The sequence below is a fragment of the Hoeflea sp. Naph1 genome (assembly GCF_046837775.1).
Lineage (GTDB): Bacteria > Pseudomonadota > Alphaproteobacteria > Rhizobiales > Rhizobiaceae > Hoeflea.
Genome location: NZ_CP177286.1, coordinates 148,839 through 164,754, shown reverse-complemented (window position 1 = coordinate 164,754; position 15,916 = coordinate 148,839). Strand labels below are relative to the sequence as shown.

Genomic DNA, 15,916 nt, shown 5'->3' with positions numbered 1-15,916 from the left:
TCGTACGGGTTGTACTTAGGACGGTTCCCATAACAGCGTGACAGTAATGACTGGTTCAGAAACTCTTGACAGCCGCTATTCCTGGACCAGGCTCGGGGTGACGCTTGCGATCGCCATTACCGGCAATGTCGGGATGTGGTCGATCATCGTCATCATGCCGGCGGTGCAACTGGAGTTCGGCGTCGACCGGGGGGATGCCTCGATTCCCTATACGTTGACGATGATCGGTTTTGCGCTGGGCAATCTGGTGATCGGGCGGGCTGTCGACCGATTTGGTGTCACCATCGCATTGATCGCATCGGCGACCACCATGGCAGCGGGCTTTGCGCTTGCAGCGGCGAGCGGGTCGATTGTTATGTTGTCGGTGATGCAGTTCATCATCGGATTTGGCACCGCGGTGGGGTTCGGGCCGTTGATTGCCGATATCTCGCACTGGTTCTATCGGCGGCGCGGCATAGCCGTGGCGGTGGCCGCAAGCGGAAATTATCTGTCGGGTGCAATTTGGCCGCTTCTGTTGAGCGGTGTTCTGACTGAGCATGGCTGGCGCACTGCCTATGTCGTGCTGGCGGTCGTGCCGGTGGTGCTGATCATTCCGCTTTCGCTTCTGCTCAGGCGCCGGGTTCCGGACGAGGCAACGGCGCATGCCAACAGATTGTCGCTGGCCAATGCGCGGTCTGTGCGGTTTTCGCCAACCGCGCTGCAATGGATGCTGGGATTGGCCGGCATCGGTTGTTGTGTAGCGATGTCCATGCCGCAGGTTCATATCGTCTCCTACTGCGCGGATCTCGGCTTTGGCCCCACAGTAGGCGCAGAAATGCTGTCGCTGATGCTGATGGGCGGCGTCGTTTCGCGGCTGGTGTCGGGACTGATTGCAGACAGGCTGGGCGGGGTGATCACGCTGTTGATCGGGTCAACGCTTCAATGCATCGCGTTGTTTTTGTATCTGCCGTTTGACGCGATGGTGCCGCTTTATGTCGTCAGCCTGATCTTCGGGCTGTCGCAGGGCGGCATTGTTCCAAGCTACGCGCTGATCGTACGCGAATACCTCCCGGCAAAGGAAGCCGGTCAAAGGGTTGGATTCGTCATCATGGCGACCATCATCGGCATGGCGCTGGGTGGCTGGATGTCGGGATGGATCTACGATCTGACCGGATCCTACCAGGCCGCCTTCCTCAACGGGATCGCCTGGAACTTCCTCAATATCGCAATCATGGTTCTGCTGCTGGCCAAATCCCGGGCCCGGCGGGTCGGCGTCGTGCCTGCCTGAGAAACCTTGCAGCCCGGCGAGGAACGTTGTGGATTGGGAATGGACCCTGCAAGGGTGGTGATCCCGGAAGGATTCGAACCTTCGACCCCAGGATTAGGAATCCTGCATTTAATGAATTTGGAGTCTTGTGGGGTCTTTAATTGTCGGAACTAGAATGTGGCTTTTGGACCATAATAACTTGAAAAATATAGCACATATGGCCTAATTGAGGACTCCATCGTCAATTGGCCCCTTTAATTCAAGACCCCATTTCGCTATCCTAGTTGTTCCAGAGTTGTAACGAGTAGGAATTAATAGATGGCGAAGATCGACAAAAACCTTGTCGACCAGTTTCTGAAACTGGCTCAAAACGGGGGTGTTAAAAGCACCACTGTCAGCGGCTCTGGAGACCTGAAGAACATATCGCTTCGTGTGAGGGGTGGCACCGTGACGTGGTCTTTCCGATACAAGAAAGAAGCGGCGACGGTCGGCTATCCGTATGCGCATAGCGAGATGCGGATTGATAGCATCAAGGAAATCGTCAACATCGTTCCGATGCTTCGCAAGGAATTTGATAATGCAACCGATGTCGAGCCGATTGATGCGGTCAATGATTTCATCAGTGCATATTTCCACTTTAAGGACACTCTCGAAGATGGCGATAAGCCAGAGGCGATCAACTACATCGATGTAAAGCAGTCGATGCAGGAGCCTGAAGCGCCAGAAGAGCCGACGACGTGGACGCTTCGGCAGTGCATTACGCAGATGCTGGAAGATAGGTCTAAAGAGACACACACGGAGCCGTTGTCCGAGGCTTCTGCGGACGATTATAGGCGCACAATGAAACGTCCTGAATGCACTGAATTGATGGATACTCCAGCGGTGTTGTTGACACGCGGAGATATCGAAAATGTCCGAAACGCCATTCGTAAAGAGAAGGGGCTTGATCCTGCTCGTAAGTTTGTAACCCATACACGGGCCGCGTTAGATTATTCTTTTCATCAGCACGTTGGCGCAAGTGGACTGGAAAACACTCCCGCGTGGTGGCTAATGCTCAAGTTTAATGAGAAGTCGACACCACGCGACCGCAAGCCATCACTTCAGGATATCGCTCGTGTGATCCTCCTCGCTGAGCATCTGTCAGACAACCCTGCGCCAGGCGCGCAAATTGATCGGAATTCATTCGGCAAAGAAGTGCTGCACGCATTCAAATTCATCTGTTTCACCGTTCAAAGGCAAGGCGCTGGTGTTCAAACGCTATGCTCTGGTGTCTCGGATATAGATGGTGGAAAGCTTATTGTCTGGAAACAAATGACAATGAAAGGGCGGCGTGAGTTTGCGCTTCCGATTCCGCAACCAGTTGTAGATGAGCTTCCACCTCTACAAAATCTGAGCGGCCGAAATTTCGTTTTTAAGTCTTTGCTTGAGCATGAGACACCAGTTTCGAGAAGTGCAACATACGGCGTTGTCAAGAAACTGAGAAAACATGGTCTTTTTGAAAGAAATGACATCTCATATTTTTCACCTCACGATATTAGGCGCACAATTGTTGAGGTGCTTGACGATGCAGGACTTCCTGCGGGTGCCAGTGCAGTTCTCGACCATGCTATCAAAATCGAGGACGATGAGCGACAACACGCACCCAAGGTTACGTCGGAGAGCTATCACCGCATGCAGCGGATTCCATTGAAGCGCGATGCGATGGATATTTGGACGACGGCCTTGTTGAGTGAGATCGCGAAGCAGCGGCGCGAATGGGTTCCAGTGGTGTAGAAAAAGTATAGGATATCTCCCCTCGGAGAGCCGCACTATAACCGAAGGGCATAGTGGTAGTCGGTCACTACATCTTATGTTTACTACCGATATTAGTTGATTTCTATTTCAAATTGTGTCGCCGACAGGCAGTATTATGGCATTCATTAGAGTGAATGCGATGGCATACCAGTTTGTACATCTTGAATCATGGAGCCGAAAAGCGAACGCAAAAGGGCGTTCTACCTCATTTGTGTTTGATGAAGCTGTTCGCAAGCCTATCGCTTGTGTTCACGTCGCTAACCCCAAGCCTCCCACGGTTATATACGGCGTTGGTGTCGAGGAAGCTCGTGAAATGCACGACGCGGCGGCGTGTGCGGCTAAAACTGTGGTGAAGGGCAAGCCTCGCAAAATTCGCCTCGATCAAAAAACGCTGCACACTGTTGTTGCCAGCCATCCCTACACCGTCGACGAGGTTCGCGGGGACAAGTCAAAGCTTGCTGAAGTCCGCGAATGGGAGCGGCTGACAATCAAATGGCTGCGTCACCAGTACGGTTCCGCACTCAAAACGGTCATTCGTCACACAGACGAAAAACAGTGGCACCTTCACGCATACGTAGTCCCGACTTCTGATCCCGAGCTGAAAGCCATGAATTTTCATCCAGGGGCAGTTGCTAAACGTGCCGTGAAGGCTGCTGGCCGCCGTCCTGGTGAAGATGCCAAAGCCCTAAACAAAAGGGCCGATCATGCCTACAAGGCGGCTATGAGGGAGTGGCAAGACTCATATCATGATGCTGTCGCTGCACCGTGCGGCCTTACACGCCTCGGCCCCAAACGCCGCCGATTGACTCGCGAAGAATGGAAAGCTGAACAAGCTCAAGCTGGCGCTCTGAAAAGGGTAGTCGAGCGGGCTGCCGTAGTCGAGAAAAAAGGCAGCGCGTACATTGAACGAACCAAAGCCAAGGCAGTCTCAATAGAAGCCGAAGCTGAAGCGAAAGCCGAACGCCTGCGAGGTGTCGGCGGTACGGTCCGCGCCGTTTTCGACGGTATTCAAGAGTCCAGAATTAGGGATGAAATTCGCAAGCAGTTTTCCCGCGACCTGGCCGTAATGACCGCAGCTGCCGAGAAAGCAACAGCCGACGTCGCGAGCGCCAATCGCTCACGGCGTGAGGCTGAGAAGAAGGCTGCAGAACTTCGTCATTCGATGCGGCACCAAAGCCAGCGACTGGCAGCCTCCCGCCGTGAGGTTCAGCGACTCTCGCATGCGCTGGCTGCAGCGCTTGAAGAGCCGACGCCAATACCAGGGGGAGTGACACCATGACGATCGGAGAAGAAATCTTTTGGAAAAATGCGTATGGGGTCTTGAGAGACATCCGCATGCAGCACCTTGATCCGGCTCATGGTGCAGCAGTTGAAGCTGTCCGCTGGTGTCGTCTTGTAAAGAAGCGGCCGACATACAAACGGCAGGCGTTCCTCGAAAAGGAATCTCCCGCACTCCTAGCCTATCTCGAAACGCTCGCCTCCATCGAAGAATTTGGTATCTGGCGGACATTGGATGATCGCATCCGCCTGCGTGCGGAAGCGCTACGTAGTGAGGGTAGTCAAACATGTGCGCGTCCCTGGCTTGCTGCGACGTGGCATGCTCTCCCTGAGCTGGTCGCGATCGGTGAGTTGATTCTCGATCAACGATTGGAGCCCGCCTTTCCGAACCAGGGCATGATTCCAACTGTTCAAGCCGACCAAGGCAAGGGAAATGGCGACGGTGAAAGCGGTGATGGTGACAAAACAGGATCAGCAGGCTCAACGGCCAAGCCGAGTGTTCAGCCACCAAAAAAGCTGAAGTTTCCTGCGACCCTGGTTCTCTTAAGTCCAACCGAACGCAAAGCCTTTGATTTAGATGATGAAGCTGGAGACGATCTCGAAAACGACGAGAACGACAACAGGCCCGATGGGCCAGATGAACGGAATCGGCCCGTCAATCAGATCGGTGGCGCTCTATGATCGATCTTCTAGCCGAACCTGCTTCTACGAATCTTGCATGGCAATGGGTTTCCGTCGTTCTCCCGAATGATGGCACTTCACCTTGGGGGCGGGTACTTCAAGTTTTCACAAGCGTTCTCTTCTTTCTGTCAGCTCTCGGTCTCTCATATGGCGTCGTCTCGGGAATTGTGTCGTCCGCGTACACTGGAAAAGTCCTTGGTGATCGATGGCATCAGATATGGACGCCGCTACGAATTATCGTCGGGTTGGGACTGCTGGCTCCGCTGCCGTCGACTGGGTTCTCATCCGCGCATTATCTGCTGCGCGATGTTGTCGCAAAAGGCGGTATCAACCTGGCGGATGCGGTTTGGGTCACATTTGTTGATGTTGTCGCAAAGGATGGCGTTCCAATCGTTCCAACATCCGCCAATGGCTCCACAGTTGTGATGTCGATCCTGCGTCATGAGATTTGCGCAGCAGTGTACAATCGAGCGGGTACGAAATGGGGCTGGATTGCGCCTGTACCTGCTCCTGGCGGACAGCAAGCAGGTATGGGCGTCGTCGGTTACAAAAAACGGGTCGTGTGGTCATATGGCCCGACGTGCGGCCAATTTTCCTTTTCGGTGCCCACTGAGCGTGAAGGTTTTTCAAACTCACGCCGTGAGGCTGTTGCGGAAATTATTTCTGCATTCCGTCCTGAGGCGCAGCGGTATGCAGGTCTCGCTGCGGAGACGTCGGGGATTTCGTCGGCGGACGGCATCACGACGGCGATTTCGTCAACTGCCCTGTCTTCTACGCTTGTTCGAGACATTCGCATGGCGGGCGCTGCCTTTGACCAGGTTATCGAAAGCGCAGCCAAAGCCGAAGTGGCAACACTCGACAATGAGGCACGCTCGAAACTCGTTGCTGCTGCAGCACAACAGGGATTTCTGGCCGCTGGCTTGTACTGGCGCAACTTGGCGCAAATCAGTGAATTGACGACGTCGCTCACAAACGAGAGGTTGGAAGTCACCGCGCCGCGTGTTGACGGGGATTTCGGAAAGGCAATCGATCGCGCTTTTTCCATCCTGGCACTGCAGGTATCTGGAGAAGCTGAGAGGGCAAATCTGAGCGCCAACGATTTCGCGTCTGCTGGCGACGAAAGTGCCGATTTCTTAACAAAACTGTTGGCACCGCTCGCTCGCTCAATGGCAGAGTGGTCGGCAACATCGGGCACTAAAGACAATGCTGACGCAATGTCGGCGCTTATTTCTTCAGGTCACGCAATGATAGCAGCGGCATGGGCAGCCATAGCTGCGGGCGGAACGCTCATGATTGCATCAAGCAACTGGTTTGCTGATGCCGTCGGTGCAGGCGGCGCTGCATCATGGTTTCTGGATTGGAGCAAATGGGTAATCGGCGGCTTGATGATCCTCGGTAGTTTGCGAGCTTATGTCATTCCGATGATGCCGTTCGTGTTTATGTTCATGGCTGGGTTGGCGACCCTGGCGGCAATAATGGAAGCCATGATTGCGTTGCCATTGTGGGCCATGAAATGGCTCAGAATGGACAATGGCGGCGATTTTGCGGGCGAATCCGTGCGCATGGGCTTGCTGTTGATCGTCAATATAGCGCTGCGTCCAGCATTGGCGGTGTTGGCCCTTTGCGCAGCCTATCCCGTTTTCGACGTCACCTTGGGAACACTCGACAGGCTATGGCCAATGGCTTTCCTCGGCCAGACTGGCGGTCATGTCGTTGGTCTGGTCGGTTTCGTAGTAATGACCGCAATGCAGATGTATCTGGTCTGGTTCGCGTGCATGAAGGGATTTGGGCAAATTTGGAGCCTGCCAGATCGCGCTCTCGCATGGCTGGGTCAGCCTGGCTCAGGGGGCGAAGCGAACATGGCATCGGGAGCGCTCGGCGGAATGATTGCTGTCGCCGGCAGAAATAGCATGCCAAAATTATCTGGAGGTATGATCACGAAGGGAGTGAAACGAAAATGATGAAAATACTGATCTGGATGGCATTTGGGCTCGGGCTGACCGCCGTTCTTCGATATGCAGAGCTGGCCTATCTGTCTGCGACGATGCTGACATTGACCGCATTTTGTGCCGTGCCAGCGGCATTGGTTGTTGCTATGCGGTCATTTTCTCACGCTGTGAGGAATCGAGCATGAGAGCGGCAGTTGTTCTTGCCCTTGGTAGCCTCTTGCTCGCGGGGCCAGCATTGGCTGAGTGTGCGACGTCGCCAGTCACGAATATTTCGGTGGGTGCTGGCGCGGGCAAGGATCAGAGAATCTGGAGCCTCCACACAGGCGGCGGCTGGTCGCATATCATAGTCTCGATGCCAAGCTGGATGCGAGCGCAGAGAGCGACCAGGCGCGGATACGATATCATTGACATCTGGGGCATCCCAAGATCGGGTACATTCAAGGTCAGAACGAGATATATGAACTCACAAAAGTCGGTCGTTTGTGACAGCAATTTGCGAATCAAATGATCCTGGGCGACAGCTGGCAACAACGAGAAAAGTGACGTCTACTGAGCCTGGTGCCATCACGTACATGTACGTTATGAAATCGGACGGTGCCGCCTTGGCGATCGGGCAGCCCAAGAGTCCTGAACGGGCGGAAAGCAGCCTTTCGTTATGCGAGCGATGTCGGAGCGAAGTTCACCCGAAGCAGTTTTTCGAGGGGTGCCGGTGCAGCAAAATTATAGGCTAAAAATCCTACTACTGGCTGGTTTGTGTTGCAAACAAGTGCGATTTTTGTAGATTTATTATGTTGTGTGTGCCGGAGAAATTATATTGTTGAAAATCATAAAGGCGCATTGGTTGCCAATTGTTCGGTCAATCTTGATTGCTATGGGCCTTTTATGGCTACCGATCGAGGCTTTCGAAGGTCTTTCCAATTCTGATGTAAATATACCGTACGGTTGTTTTGTTGCTCTTTCGGTTGTCGTCGGGATAGGTTTCTACTTCTTGGATGGCCACTATCTCACTGGCTTTTTGAAGAAGCGTATTGAAATAAAAAGCCACGGATTTGATACGAAGATTTTCATCGAGTTTGCAGACCTCTTCGCACAAGAAGGCTGGAAGGCGGTGGGGGTGAACGACTTTTTTGACAGCAATGTGGATGAGGATTTGGTTTCCTCCAAATCTCTGCACGGTCATGTTATCAAGACTTATTGGCCCAACGAACGACAAGACTGGCAAAAGCAGATCAACGCATCTCTCAAAAATGAGCGGCCAACGAAGGAAAATCGCCCAAAGGGGAATGATCGTCGTTTTCCAATTGGCACCACTGGCTGTGCCACGGTAGGCAACAATAAGTTCTTGTTTGTAGCCCTCGGTAGGACTGACGCTTCCAACAATGTGACGACAGCGAGTGCGGAAACTTTGATTTGCGCCATTCGTGGGATGCTCACCAAGGCTCGCGCAGTGTGCTCGTATGAACCCCTGTCGATACCCCTTATGGGGTCCGGTCTAGCCCGTATCGGGATCAAGGCATCAGTATTGGTCGACTTGATTCTCGCGGCTGTTCTCGAAGAGACCAAACAGGCGAAAGTCACCGGTAGGATTACAATTATACTCCCCAAAGATAAGGAAGAGGAAATTAATCTTCAAAGCTATGCAAGGAATTGGAATTAGCATGGCAAACCGCACTGGTACATATTTTGCTTTTGATGGTCTCGGACAAGCCAACCCAACTATGTCCGATTTCAAGTATTATGCCACGGTCCAGTCATGGGCATCGGGAAAGCATATTGAATTCAAGTTCGTAAATAGTCACGAAAAGGCGGGTGCGGTTCGCGATACTAGCCTGCGTTCGACACTAGAGGCGAGCATCCGTCAGCGTCTCGCGGCATCAAAAAATATGGTGGTAATTCTTTCCGATGACACCCGCAAGTCTGGGAGTATGCTGACCTACGAGATTGAGAAAGCCGTAGACACATACAACATCCCTCTAATTATTGCACATACTGGCTACAACTGGATTCTCGATCCTGCCGCGCTTCATAGTAGATGGCCAAACGGTAATTACCCACCCCCTTGCCATGCACCACAATGTCTGAATCCATGATGATATGGATCGAACTGATTTGCAGCAGCTGAGCAAAGACGAATTGATCGAGATGGTGCTTCGGCTCCAACGGCCTTCCAAGGATTCTCGGACGTCTTCCAAGCCGCCCTCGACGGACAAGAAAGAGAAACGCGTCAACTCACGACCGGGTGGAGCCAAGCCCGGGCATGAACCCCACAATAGGGTGCTGGCGGATTTTGCCGACATGTTTCGCGATCATGAACCGACCGCCTGCAAGAGATGCGGCCATGCGTTTTCCGGTGATGATACGATGGGGCTGGTCGGGGCCTATGACGAGATCGATATTCCTGCGATCCGTCCTCATGTCACCCGGCATCGGCGTTTTTCCTGTCATTGCCCGCAATGCGGCACGACAACAAAAGCCACCGCACCTGCCGTGGCAACCGCAACGCCGTTCGGGCCAGGCATTCACGCGCTGGCGATCTACCTCAAGAGTTTCCATGCATTGTCTTACGAACGCCTGAGCGGTGTGTTCATGGATATCTTCGGCCTTAATGTGAGCGAGGGCGCGATCATGAACATGTTTGCCCGCTCCCGCCCGAGCTTCCAGGCCACAGCACAGGCCGCAAAGTCCAGCCTTCGAGCCGCCCGCGTTGTCGCCAGCGACGAAACCGGTGTTCGTATCGAGGGCATGAACGCCCAGCACTGGGTGTTTCATTGCAAGGATGCCGTTGTCCACCAGCCCGATTACTCCCGTGCAGCACGGGTCGTTCACGAGACCATGGGCGGCCATGTCCCCGAGGTATGGATATCTGATCGGTATTCAGCCCAGCAATCTCACGGCCATCGACATCAAACCTGCCTTGCACATTTGGCGCGTGATACAGCCTTTGCGCTGGAACATGGCGAGGATGATCTCCCTCTTCGCTTCCAGCTTTGGTTTGGCCGTGTGTTTGATTTCGCCAGAGCCATAAGCACATTCGCTGCGTCTACCGTCGCAAGCAAGAAGCGCAAATTCGATAAACAGCTTGCGGGGCTTCTATGCGCCCCGACTTCATGCGACCTGGCCCAAAAGCTCCAGGCCAAGATCGGGCGGGCCCGCGATCAGCTGCTGACGTTTTGCGACTATCCCGGAGAGGTCGATGTCACCAACAACACATCTGAGCGAAAGCTCCGTCCATGGGTCATTCAGCGAAAGGTGACAAACGGATATCGCGCCATGTGGGCCGCCCAAGCCGAGGCGGATGTACGCACGACCATCGACACCGCCCGCCTCAAAGGCGCAAACCCCTTCCAGGTCATCGCATCCGTCCTGGCATAGGCCGGTAGAAGAACCGGAAATCACGAATTCGGGGGTGGGTAATTACGCCAAACGCTTTGACGGCGCGGATTAACAACCAAACTGCCAAAGCCATACACATCCCATTCCGCAGAACCGCTTTGCTCGAAGCAATCGGACAGTTCACTGTTCATAGCAATAACCTCTCGACACCCCTTCAATACTATAATCGTGAAACACAAGTAGCCTGGGGTTATATGAATTTTTAGCGTAATTGTCTCAGAGAGACTTTCAGGATATTAAAAATTTTAAATATGTCTGTTTTTGATGACTTAATCAGGACGAATGCTGTTCCGACGAACGACAGAAATGGGCCGGAAACGTGGCTCCATCCGATGCCAAGCCATTATCCGCTTTGCTTCTTGGCAGTCCTCTCCGACCATGCGCTATGTGCTAGCCTCGTCGAGAAGCTTCGCAAGTAGGCTGACGAAAGCGATGAACTCCAAGGCACGTTCCGCATCATCATTGATGAAGCCGTGCGCCCTCGGGTTTCGTAGCCCGGACACAGCGCCGCTGAAGAGCTGCATGAAGCCTTTCTGCTCGTCCTTGTCGCTCTGATCCTGGAGAGCATTGAATTTCAGTACCGGGTTCGAAGGACTGAACGCCCTCTCCATCAATGTTGTCCCATCGAACTCTAACCCGCTCCGCAGGCGAACTAGCCCGTTTAATGCCTTCACCGCGGCCTCTACTGCGTTGGCATAATGGCCGTCTTGGTACAACTTATTGGCTGCGCGAGCGATTTCCGGATGAATATCCAACCCGCTGTAGGCTCTTATCACCCGGCTCGATGCATCTTCGATATCCTCGCCGATCCGTTCTTCGAATATATCGATTATGGACCCGAGTGTGGTTATCCCGCGGTCCACCTTTTGCTTAACGACATCGATATTGCCCCGAAGCGTTACGTCCATGCCAGAATAGTAAACACTAAACTCAGGCCTAAATGTATCAATGGAGTACTCATTGTACTCTAGCGTTTCTGCACCGAAAATATCTCTGAGTGTGGCATTAATCTTAATCACGAGCTCATCGAGCATGTTTCCCAAATCGCCCTCGCTAAGGGTCCTGATGTTTAACGCTATCAATTCATCAAATCGACGCTTCAATTTAGGCAGCGCTGCGCGTACCTGAGTGTCAGACAATATCACCGATTGACGCGAAGGTGACACTGAGCGTTTTGCCATTAAAATTCTCCCGATGCAGCGGACTTCATCCTCTCATAGGGCCGCTAATGCAGCTAGAAGCTGACGTTCTCGTTGGAATGTCAATCCGGAAGAGGCGAAGCACTCGACGTCCATCGACTTTCAGCTACCGGAAATCTTGCCTGAATATCCGGGTTCGGGAGAGCGAATTTGTCTACCGAGCATTAGCCACTCAGGTGTAACGCAGTCGTTTCCGGATGCGAACCGAAACGTCCGCCAATGGCCGATAGCGCCAATGATGATTTGTTCATTTCGGGCGGACGACGGACATCTGCTGCAGTCTGCGCCAATAGCAGCAGCTCGCGTAGGTTGGAGATATTGCAGCTTCAAATCAGAGCGCAAATAATGCGTTCCTTCGAGCGTGATTGAACATATTGCGCGGACAAGCAGTTCCATTTACATCGAAGGAAAATTTTCGACGTTACGGTTCGACCATTCGCCAATGGTCCTTAAATATCTGCAATTTTTTACGCCAATAACAGCGATCGCTCTCACCTCTAGATCGCGCCCAAATCGTTGTGCGCACTTCAACTAGAAGCGGTGGAGCCACTTGTCCAAATTAGGGAAAGTAGCGTACTGTTTGACGCCTCACTGACTGCATGGTTTGACAAAATAAATGGCCTCGGCTAAGACAATTTTACTCTTTACGCGCATGAACCCTTGTGGTTCCGTCGGGCGCTTAGCCAGACGAATTGTTATTGTGTGGTTTTATCGGCAGGAAGAACGTGGAGCGGCCATCTCTCGGCCTGCGCCTCGCCTGACGGTCGATGGCCACTCCACGTTCTTCCTGCCTCTCAAGGGTAAAGAGTTCTATGGCTGAGACAGTCAATGACTTACTCAGTTTTGTGGATTTGAATGAAATCCGGTTTCGCTGGCCGTCTGAGTTCATATTTTTCTGCGGTGGGCGGTCGAGCAATGACCCGAGAGACCCCGTGAGTCTTCGGCACTACTTACTCGAAGAAAAGAAGATAGCATCGCGCCTTGAAGCTAAGATCGTATTGGCCGAGGCAGCGAATCAACTTTATCGCGACACTTCCTATAAAGATTTGATTACTTATGAAGAGGATATCGCTAAGATTTCTCGGATAGTTCTGCTGATCGCTGAAAGTTCTGGTTCGCTTGCCGAGCTTGGGGCGTTTGCGTCGACTGAGCATTTAATGCGGAAACTATATGTAATAATGCAGGAAGAGTATTATCTTGCGGAATCTTTCGTTCGATTCGGTCCGGTTAAGCGACTGGAAAACGAAGGCGCTACACGAGTTGCCTTTTACCCTTGGCGAGTTAATGGAAAAGGGCGTATCGTCAAGGCCAGTATGCGGCAGCATGTATCAGAATTAGTTCGTTTTATTAATGACAGGGTTTCCGAAGGTAATAAGACTTTCAGATTCGGCGCTGACGAAAATTCTCAATTGCGGGATTTCATTGTCGTACTGTGGCTTGCGGAAGTTGCTCAGGCCATAACAACTGAACGGATAACCGAGTACGCCGGCCTCCTTGGCTACTCAATTTCTTGGCAGCGAGTGCAAGATTGTTTCTACTGCATGAAGCTTGCCGGCTGGATGGATCAATGCGCATATTCTGGGTCCACTTATCTTATTAGGAAATCAAACACCGGGATCGTGGAACGCTTCGCCTTTCAGCCCGGCAGCACAGTCAAGGATACGGGTCGCTGGTTGGCATTGACCCAGAAAGCAATTGCGAAGGAGACTGCTTTAAAGAGGCCGTTTCTCCGTACAGTTATGGAGAGGCGCAATGGTTGACGTAAACATTCTGAGAGCCATCGCACTTGAGACGGGGCAATCTGAAGCGAGCATCCTGGAAATTGTTCAAGATGCGCCGCGTCGCTACAAAGTTTTTCCAATTCCCAAGAAAGGGCATGGTTTTCGCATTATTGCTCAGCCAGCAAGAGAACTAAAGCCGATACAGCGATGTATCGCAAGCTTGATATTGAGTAAGTTCCCTGTTCATGCTGCCGCTATGGCTTATCGTCCTGGAGTGAGCATTGCAGACAATGCAAGGATTCACGCCGGTGCGAATCCGATACTGAAACTGGATTTCGAAAAATATTTCAATAATATCTCTGCCGCAGCATGGCAGAGATTTTTGGCAAATCAGGAGTATGTGACACTAAGTCAATCAGACATTGAATTTATCACAAAGGCACTTTTCTGGGGAGACGGTAGGAAAACGCCATACTGCCTGTCAATTGGCGCGCCGACTTCTCCTTTGGTTTCGAACATAATAATGTTTGACTTCGATACGTGCATGCACAAATTTTCTGTAGAGCACGGCATCAAATATACACGATATGCCGACGACATAACGATATCATCGAATGAGCTCGGCAAGCTTCGAGCGTTCGAACGTCATTTAAGGAGTTATATCAAGCGCAACAAGACGCCTGCACTGTTCTTGAATGAGGAGAAAAGGGCGATTTATTCCCCGTCGGAGAGGCGTCTAGTAACGGGTTTGATTCTTACCCCCGAAGGCCAGATTTCATTGGGACGGGACCGGAAACGCGAAATCTCAGCATTGGTTCACAAATACTCTATTGGTACACTGGATATAGAGCGCCTCGGATATCTTCACGGTATGCTGGCATTTGCGCTATCTAGCGAGCCTATCTTTGTTGAACGTATGAGAAAGAAATACGGTGACGAAGTAATATCAGCAGTATTCCGGTATCGCGTGCCCCGAAAAGATGGGTCGCATCGTTAGGTTAAGTACACTCAGACGACTGCGCCCAACGCAAGACACACAAACGGCAGCTATGGGCCGAAAATAGTAAGCGGTGTTCCGCTCACACCTTGGCAGGATAATTCCAAGGAAGCAGCTCATCGATCCGGCTCTGTTTATGACCGTTGACGATGGCGGTAAGTGTCCTGGTCAGATAGCCCTGCGGATCAACGGCGTTGAGTTTGCAGGTCTCAACGAGCGAGGCGATGGTGGCCCAGTTTTCGGCTCCGGCGTCATGGCCGGCGAAGAGTGCATTCTTCCGATTGAGGGCTATCGGCCGGATGGTTCGCTCCACGCTGTTGTTGTCGATCTCGATGCGTCCGTCGGTCAGGAAGAGCCGTAGCCCCTCCCAGTATTTGGCAATGTAGGCCAAGGCCTCGCCAAGCGGCGATTTAGCAGCGACACGGGCACGGTGATGGACGAGCCAGGTCTGTATGTCGGCGACCAGCGGTGCAGATCGTTCCTGTCGCTTGGCAAGGCGATCCTCCGGATCAAGGCCACGAAGTTCCGCCTCAACCCGATAAAGTTCACCGATCCGTTTGACACCGTCCTCGGCTATCGGTGCTGTTCCGTTGCGGGTGATTTCCACCAGCTTGCGGCGAGCGTGGGCCCAGCAATAGGCAAGCCGGATGTCTGGGCCCACGCGATCGGGCGCGATCAGCCTGTTGTAACCCGCATAGCCATCCACCTGCAGGATACCCGAGAACCCATGCAATATTCGCTCGGCATGGATGCCCCCGCGGCCGGGAGCATAGGTGAAGGCAACGCCTGGTGGCGCACCACCGCCCCATGGACGGTCATCACGGGCCAGTGCCCAAAAGTATCCAGTCTTGGTTTTACGGGAACCGGGATCGAGGACAGGGGCACGGGTCTCGTCCATGAAGAGCTTGGTCGAGCGTTTCAGGTCGGAGATCAGCGCATCAAAGACGGGACGCAATTCGAAGGCGGCCCGGCCGACCCAATCGGCAAGTGTGGACCTGTCGAGATCAATGCCCTGGCGGCTCATGATCTGAGCCTGCCGATACAAGGGAAGATGATCAGCATATTTGGACACCAGCACATGAGCTACCGTTGCTTCCGTCGGCAACCCAGCCTGGATCAGACGTGCAGGAGCTGGGGCCTGAATGACGCCGTCGGTGCAGGCGCGGCAGGCATATTTTGGGCGACGGATGACGATGACGCGGAACTGGGCCGGAATCACGTCCAACCGCTCGGAGACATCCTCACCAATGCAATGCAGGCAACCGCCGCAGGCGCAGACCAGGCTTTCCGGCTTGATCACCTCTTCGACGCGAGGAAGATGCTTTGGAAGAGAGCCGCGATTGGTCGCTCGTGGCTTGGTGAACCGCTTGCCCGAGGGGGCGTCCGCCTCATCCTCGGCATGGATCGCGGCCATTGCCGTTTCCAGGTCTTCAAGTGCCAGATCGAATTGGTCGGGATCGGTCTTCTCGGACTTGCGCCCGAAGGCCGTTTGCTTGAAGGCGGCAACCAGTTTCTCCAGCCGTTCGATCCGCTCATCTTTGCGGACAATCTGCGCGTCCTTGCCTGCCTCGCGTGCCTGCGCCGCAATCAGCATCGCCTTCAGGGCGGCAACATCATCGGGAAGATCGGCGGCGTTCAGCATGGCCGGAATCTACCAA

Annotated in this window: 13 protein-coding genes; 11 read left to right on the top strand and 2 right to left on the bottom strand. The window is 53.1% G+C overall.

The genetic code is table 11. The features are described 5' to 3' along the window. The first annotated feature begins 46 nt into the window (after window positions 1-46). The 9 genes from ACK6D9_RS00820 to tnpC (ACK6D9_RS00780) all read left to right on the top strand — a co-directional run bounded on the left by ACK6D9_RS00820 (window position 47) and on the right by tnpC (ACK6D9_RS00780) (window position 10,320). Window positions 47-1,267 (top strand): MFS transporter, encoded by a 1,221-nt coding sequence (locus tag ACK6D9_RS00820; RefSeq protein ID WP_322988488.1) that lies wholly within the window; start codon window positions 47-49, stop codon window positions 1,265-1,267. Window positions 1,268-1,564: 297 nt separating this feature from the next. Next, window positions 1,565-3,019 carry a hypothetical protein gene (locus ACK6D9_RS00815; RefSeq protein WP_412050271.1) on the top strand — a complete coding sequence of 485 codons (1,455 nt, stop codon included), beginning with the start codon at window positions 1,565-1,567 and terminating at the stop codon, window positions 3,017-3,019. 136 nt (window positions 3,020-3,155) lie between these two features. Next, window positions 3,156-4,319: a hypothetical protein gene (locus ACK6D9_RS00810; protein WP_412050270.1), complete on the top strand. Its 1,164-nt coding sequence runs from the start codon at window positions 3,156-3,158 to the stop codon at window positions 4,317-4,319. After that, on the top strand, window positions 4,316-4,999 hold the full coding sequence (locus ACK6D9_RS00805; protein ID WP_412050269.1) for a hypothetical protein: 684 nt from the start codon (window positions 4,316-4,318) through the stop codon (window positions 4,997-4,999). The genes ACK6D9_RS00810 and ACK6D9_RS00805 overlap by 4 nt, the downstream gene beginning before the upstream one ends. Continuing rightward, the gene (locus tag ACK6D9_RS00800; protein WP_412050268.1) at window positions 4,996-6,960 is read left to right on the top strand and encodes a DotA/TraY family protein; all 1,965 of its coding nucleotides are present in this window, start codon (window positions 4,996-4,998) and stop codon (window positions 6,958-6,960) included. The genes ACK6D9_RS00805 and ACK6D9_RS00800 overlap by 4 nt, the downstream gene beginning before the upstream one ends. After that, the gene (locus ACK6D9_RS00795; RefSeq protein ID WP_412050267.1) at window positions 6,957-7,133 is read left to right on the top strand and encodes a hypothetical protein; all 177 of its coding nucleotides are present in this window, start codon (window positions 6,957-6,959) and stop codon (window positions 7,131-7,133) included. Before ACK6D9_RS00800 ends, ACK6D9_RS00795 begins: the two co-directional genes overlap by 4 nt. Before the next feature lie 632 nt (window positions 7,134-7,765). Beyond that, complete coding sequence (locus tag ACK6D9_RS00790) at window positions 7,766-8,605, top strand: macro domain-containing protein (RefSeq protein WP_412050266.1); 840 nt, start codon at window positions 7,766-7,768, stop codon at window positions 8,603-8,605. Between the two features lies 1 nt (window position 8,606). Next, on the top strand, window positions 8,607-9,038 hold the full coding sequence (locus ACK6D9_RS00785; protein WP_412050265.1) for a TIR domain-containing protein: 432 nt from the start codon (window positions 8,607-8,609) through the stop codon (window positions 9,036-9,038). A 4-nt stretch (window positions 9,039-9,042) separates the two neighbouring features. After that, a complete protein-coding gene (gene tnpC, locus ACK6D9_RS00780; RefSeq protein WP_412050264.1) occupies window positions 9,043-10,320 on the top strand; it encodes an IS66 family transposase in 1,278 nt (425 codons plus the stop codon). A 404-nt stretch (window positions 10,321-10,724) separates the two neighbouring features. Here tnpC (ACK6D9_RS00780) and ACK6D9_RS00775 read toward each other — a convergent pair whose 3' ends face one another. Then, complete coding sequence (locus ACK6D9_RS00775; RefSeq protein WP_412050263.1) at window positions 10,725-11,375, bottom strand: TIGR02391 family protein; 651 nt, start codon at window positions 11,373-11,375, stop codon at window positions 10,725-10,727. A 977-nt stretch (window positions 11,376-12,352) separates the two neighbouring features. Here ACK6D9_RS00775 and ACK6D9_RS00770 point away from each other — a divergent pair. Both ACK6D9_RS00770 and ACK6D9_RS00765 read left to right on the top strand, forming a co-directional pair. Next, window positions 12,353-13,300, top strand: a complete 948-nt coding sequence (locus ACK6D9_RS00770) for a retron St85 family effector protein (protein WP_412050262.1) — start codon at window positions 12,353-12,355, stop codon at window positions 13,298-13,300. After that, on the top strand, window positions 13,293-14,258 hold the full coding sequence (locus tag ACK6D9_RS00765) for a retron St85 family RNA-directed DNA polymerase (protein ID WP_412050261.1): 966 nt from the start codon (window positions 13,293-13,295) through the stop codon (window positions 14,256-14,258). The genes ACK6D9_RS00770 and ACK6D9_RS00765 overlap by 8 nt, the downstream gene beginning before the upstream one ends. An 82-nt stretch (window positions 14,259-14,340) precedes the next feature. Here the strand turns inward: ACK6D9_RS00765 and tnpC (ACK6D9_RS00760) are convergent, their stop codons facing one another. Beyond that, window positions 14,341-15,900 (bottom strand): IS66 family transposase, encoded by a 1,560-nt coding sequence (gene tnpC / locus ACK6D9_RS00760; protein WP_267656561.1) that lies wholly within the window; start codon window positions 15,898-15,900, stop codon window positions 14,341-14,343. Window positions 15,901-15,916: the final 16 nt, after the last annotated feature.

Excerpts from the sequence above, each read along its gene's own strand:
- ACK6D9_RS00770 (WP_412050262.1), top strand. The coding sequence starts at position 12,353 with ATGGCTGAGACAGTCAATGACTTACTCAGTTTTGTGGATTTGAATGAA.
- ACK6D9_RS00820 (WP_322988488.1), top strand. The coding sequence starts at position 47 with ATGACTGGTTCAGAAACTCTTGACAGCCGCTATTCCTGGACCAGGCTC.
- ACK6D9_RS00810 (WP_412050270.1), top strand. The coding sequence starts at position 3,156 with ATGGCATTCATTAGAGTGAATGCGATGGCATACCAGTTTGTACATCTT.
- ACK6D9_RS00800 (WP_412050268.1), top strand. The coding sequence starts at position 4,996 with ATGATCGATCTTCTAGCCGAACCTGCTTCTACGAATCTTGCATGGCAA.
- ACK6D9_RS00795 (WP_412050267.1), top strand. The coding sequence starts at position 6,957 with ATGATGAAAATACTGATCTGGATGGCATTTGGGCTCGGGCTGACCGCC.
- ACK6D9_RS00815 (WP_412050271.1), top strand. The coding sequence starts at position 1,565 with ATGGCGAAGATCGACAAAAACCTTGTCGACCAGTTTCTGAAACTGGCT.
- ACK6D9_RS00775 (WP_412050263.1), bottom strand. The coding sequence starts at position 11,375 with ATGCTCGATGAGCTCGTGATTAAGATTAATGCCACACTCAGAGATATT.
- ACK6D9_RS00805 (WP_412050269.1), top strand. The coding sequence starts at position 4,316 with ATGACGATCGGAGAAGAAATCTTTTGGAAAAATGCGTATGGGGTCTTG.
- tnpC (WP_267656561.1), bottom strand. The coding sequence starts at position 15,900 with ATGCTGAACGCCGCCGATCTTCCCGATGATGTTGCCGCCCTGAAGGCG.
- ACK6D9_RS00785 (WP_412050265.1), top strand. The coding sequence starts at position 8,607 with ATGGCAAACCGCACTGGTACATATTTTGCTTTTGATGGTCTCGGACAA.
- ACK6D9_RS00765 (WP_412050261.1), top strand. The coding sequence starts at position 13,293 with ATGGTTGACGTAAACATTCTGAGAGCCATCGCACTTGAGACGGGGCAA.
- tnpC (WP_412050264.1), top strand. The coding sequence starts at position 9,043 with ATGGATCGAACTGATTTGCAGCAGCTGAGCAAAGACGAATTGATCGAG.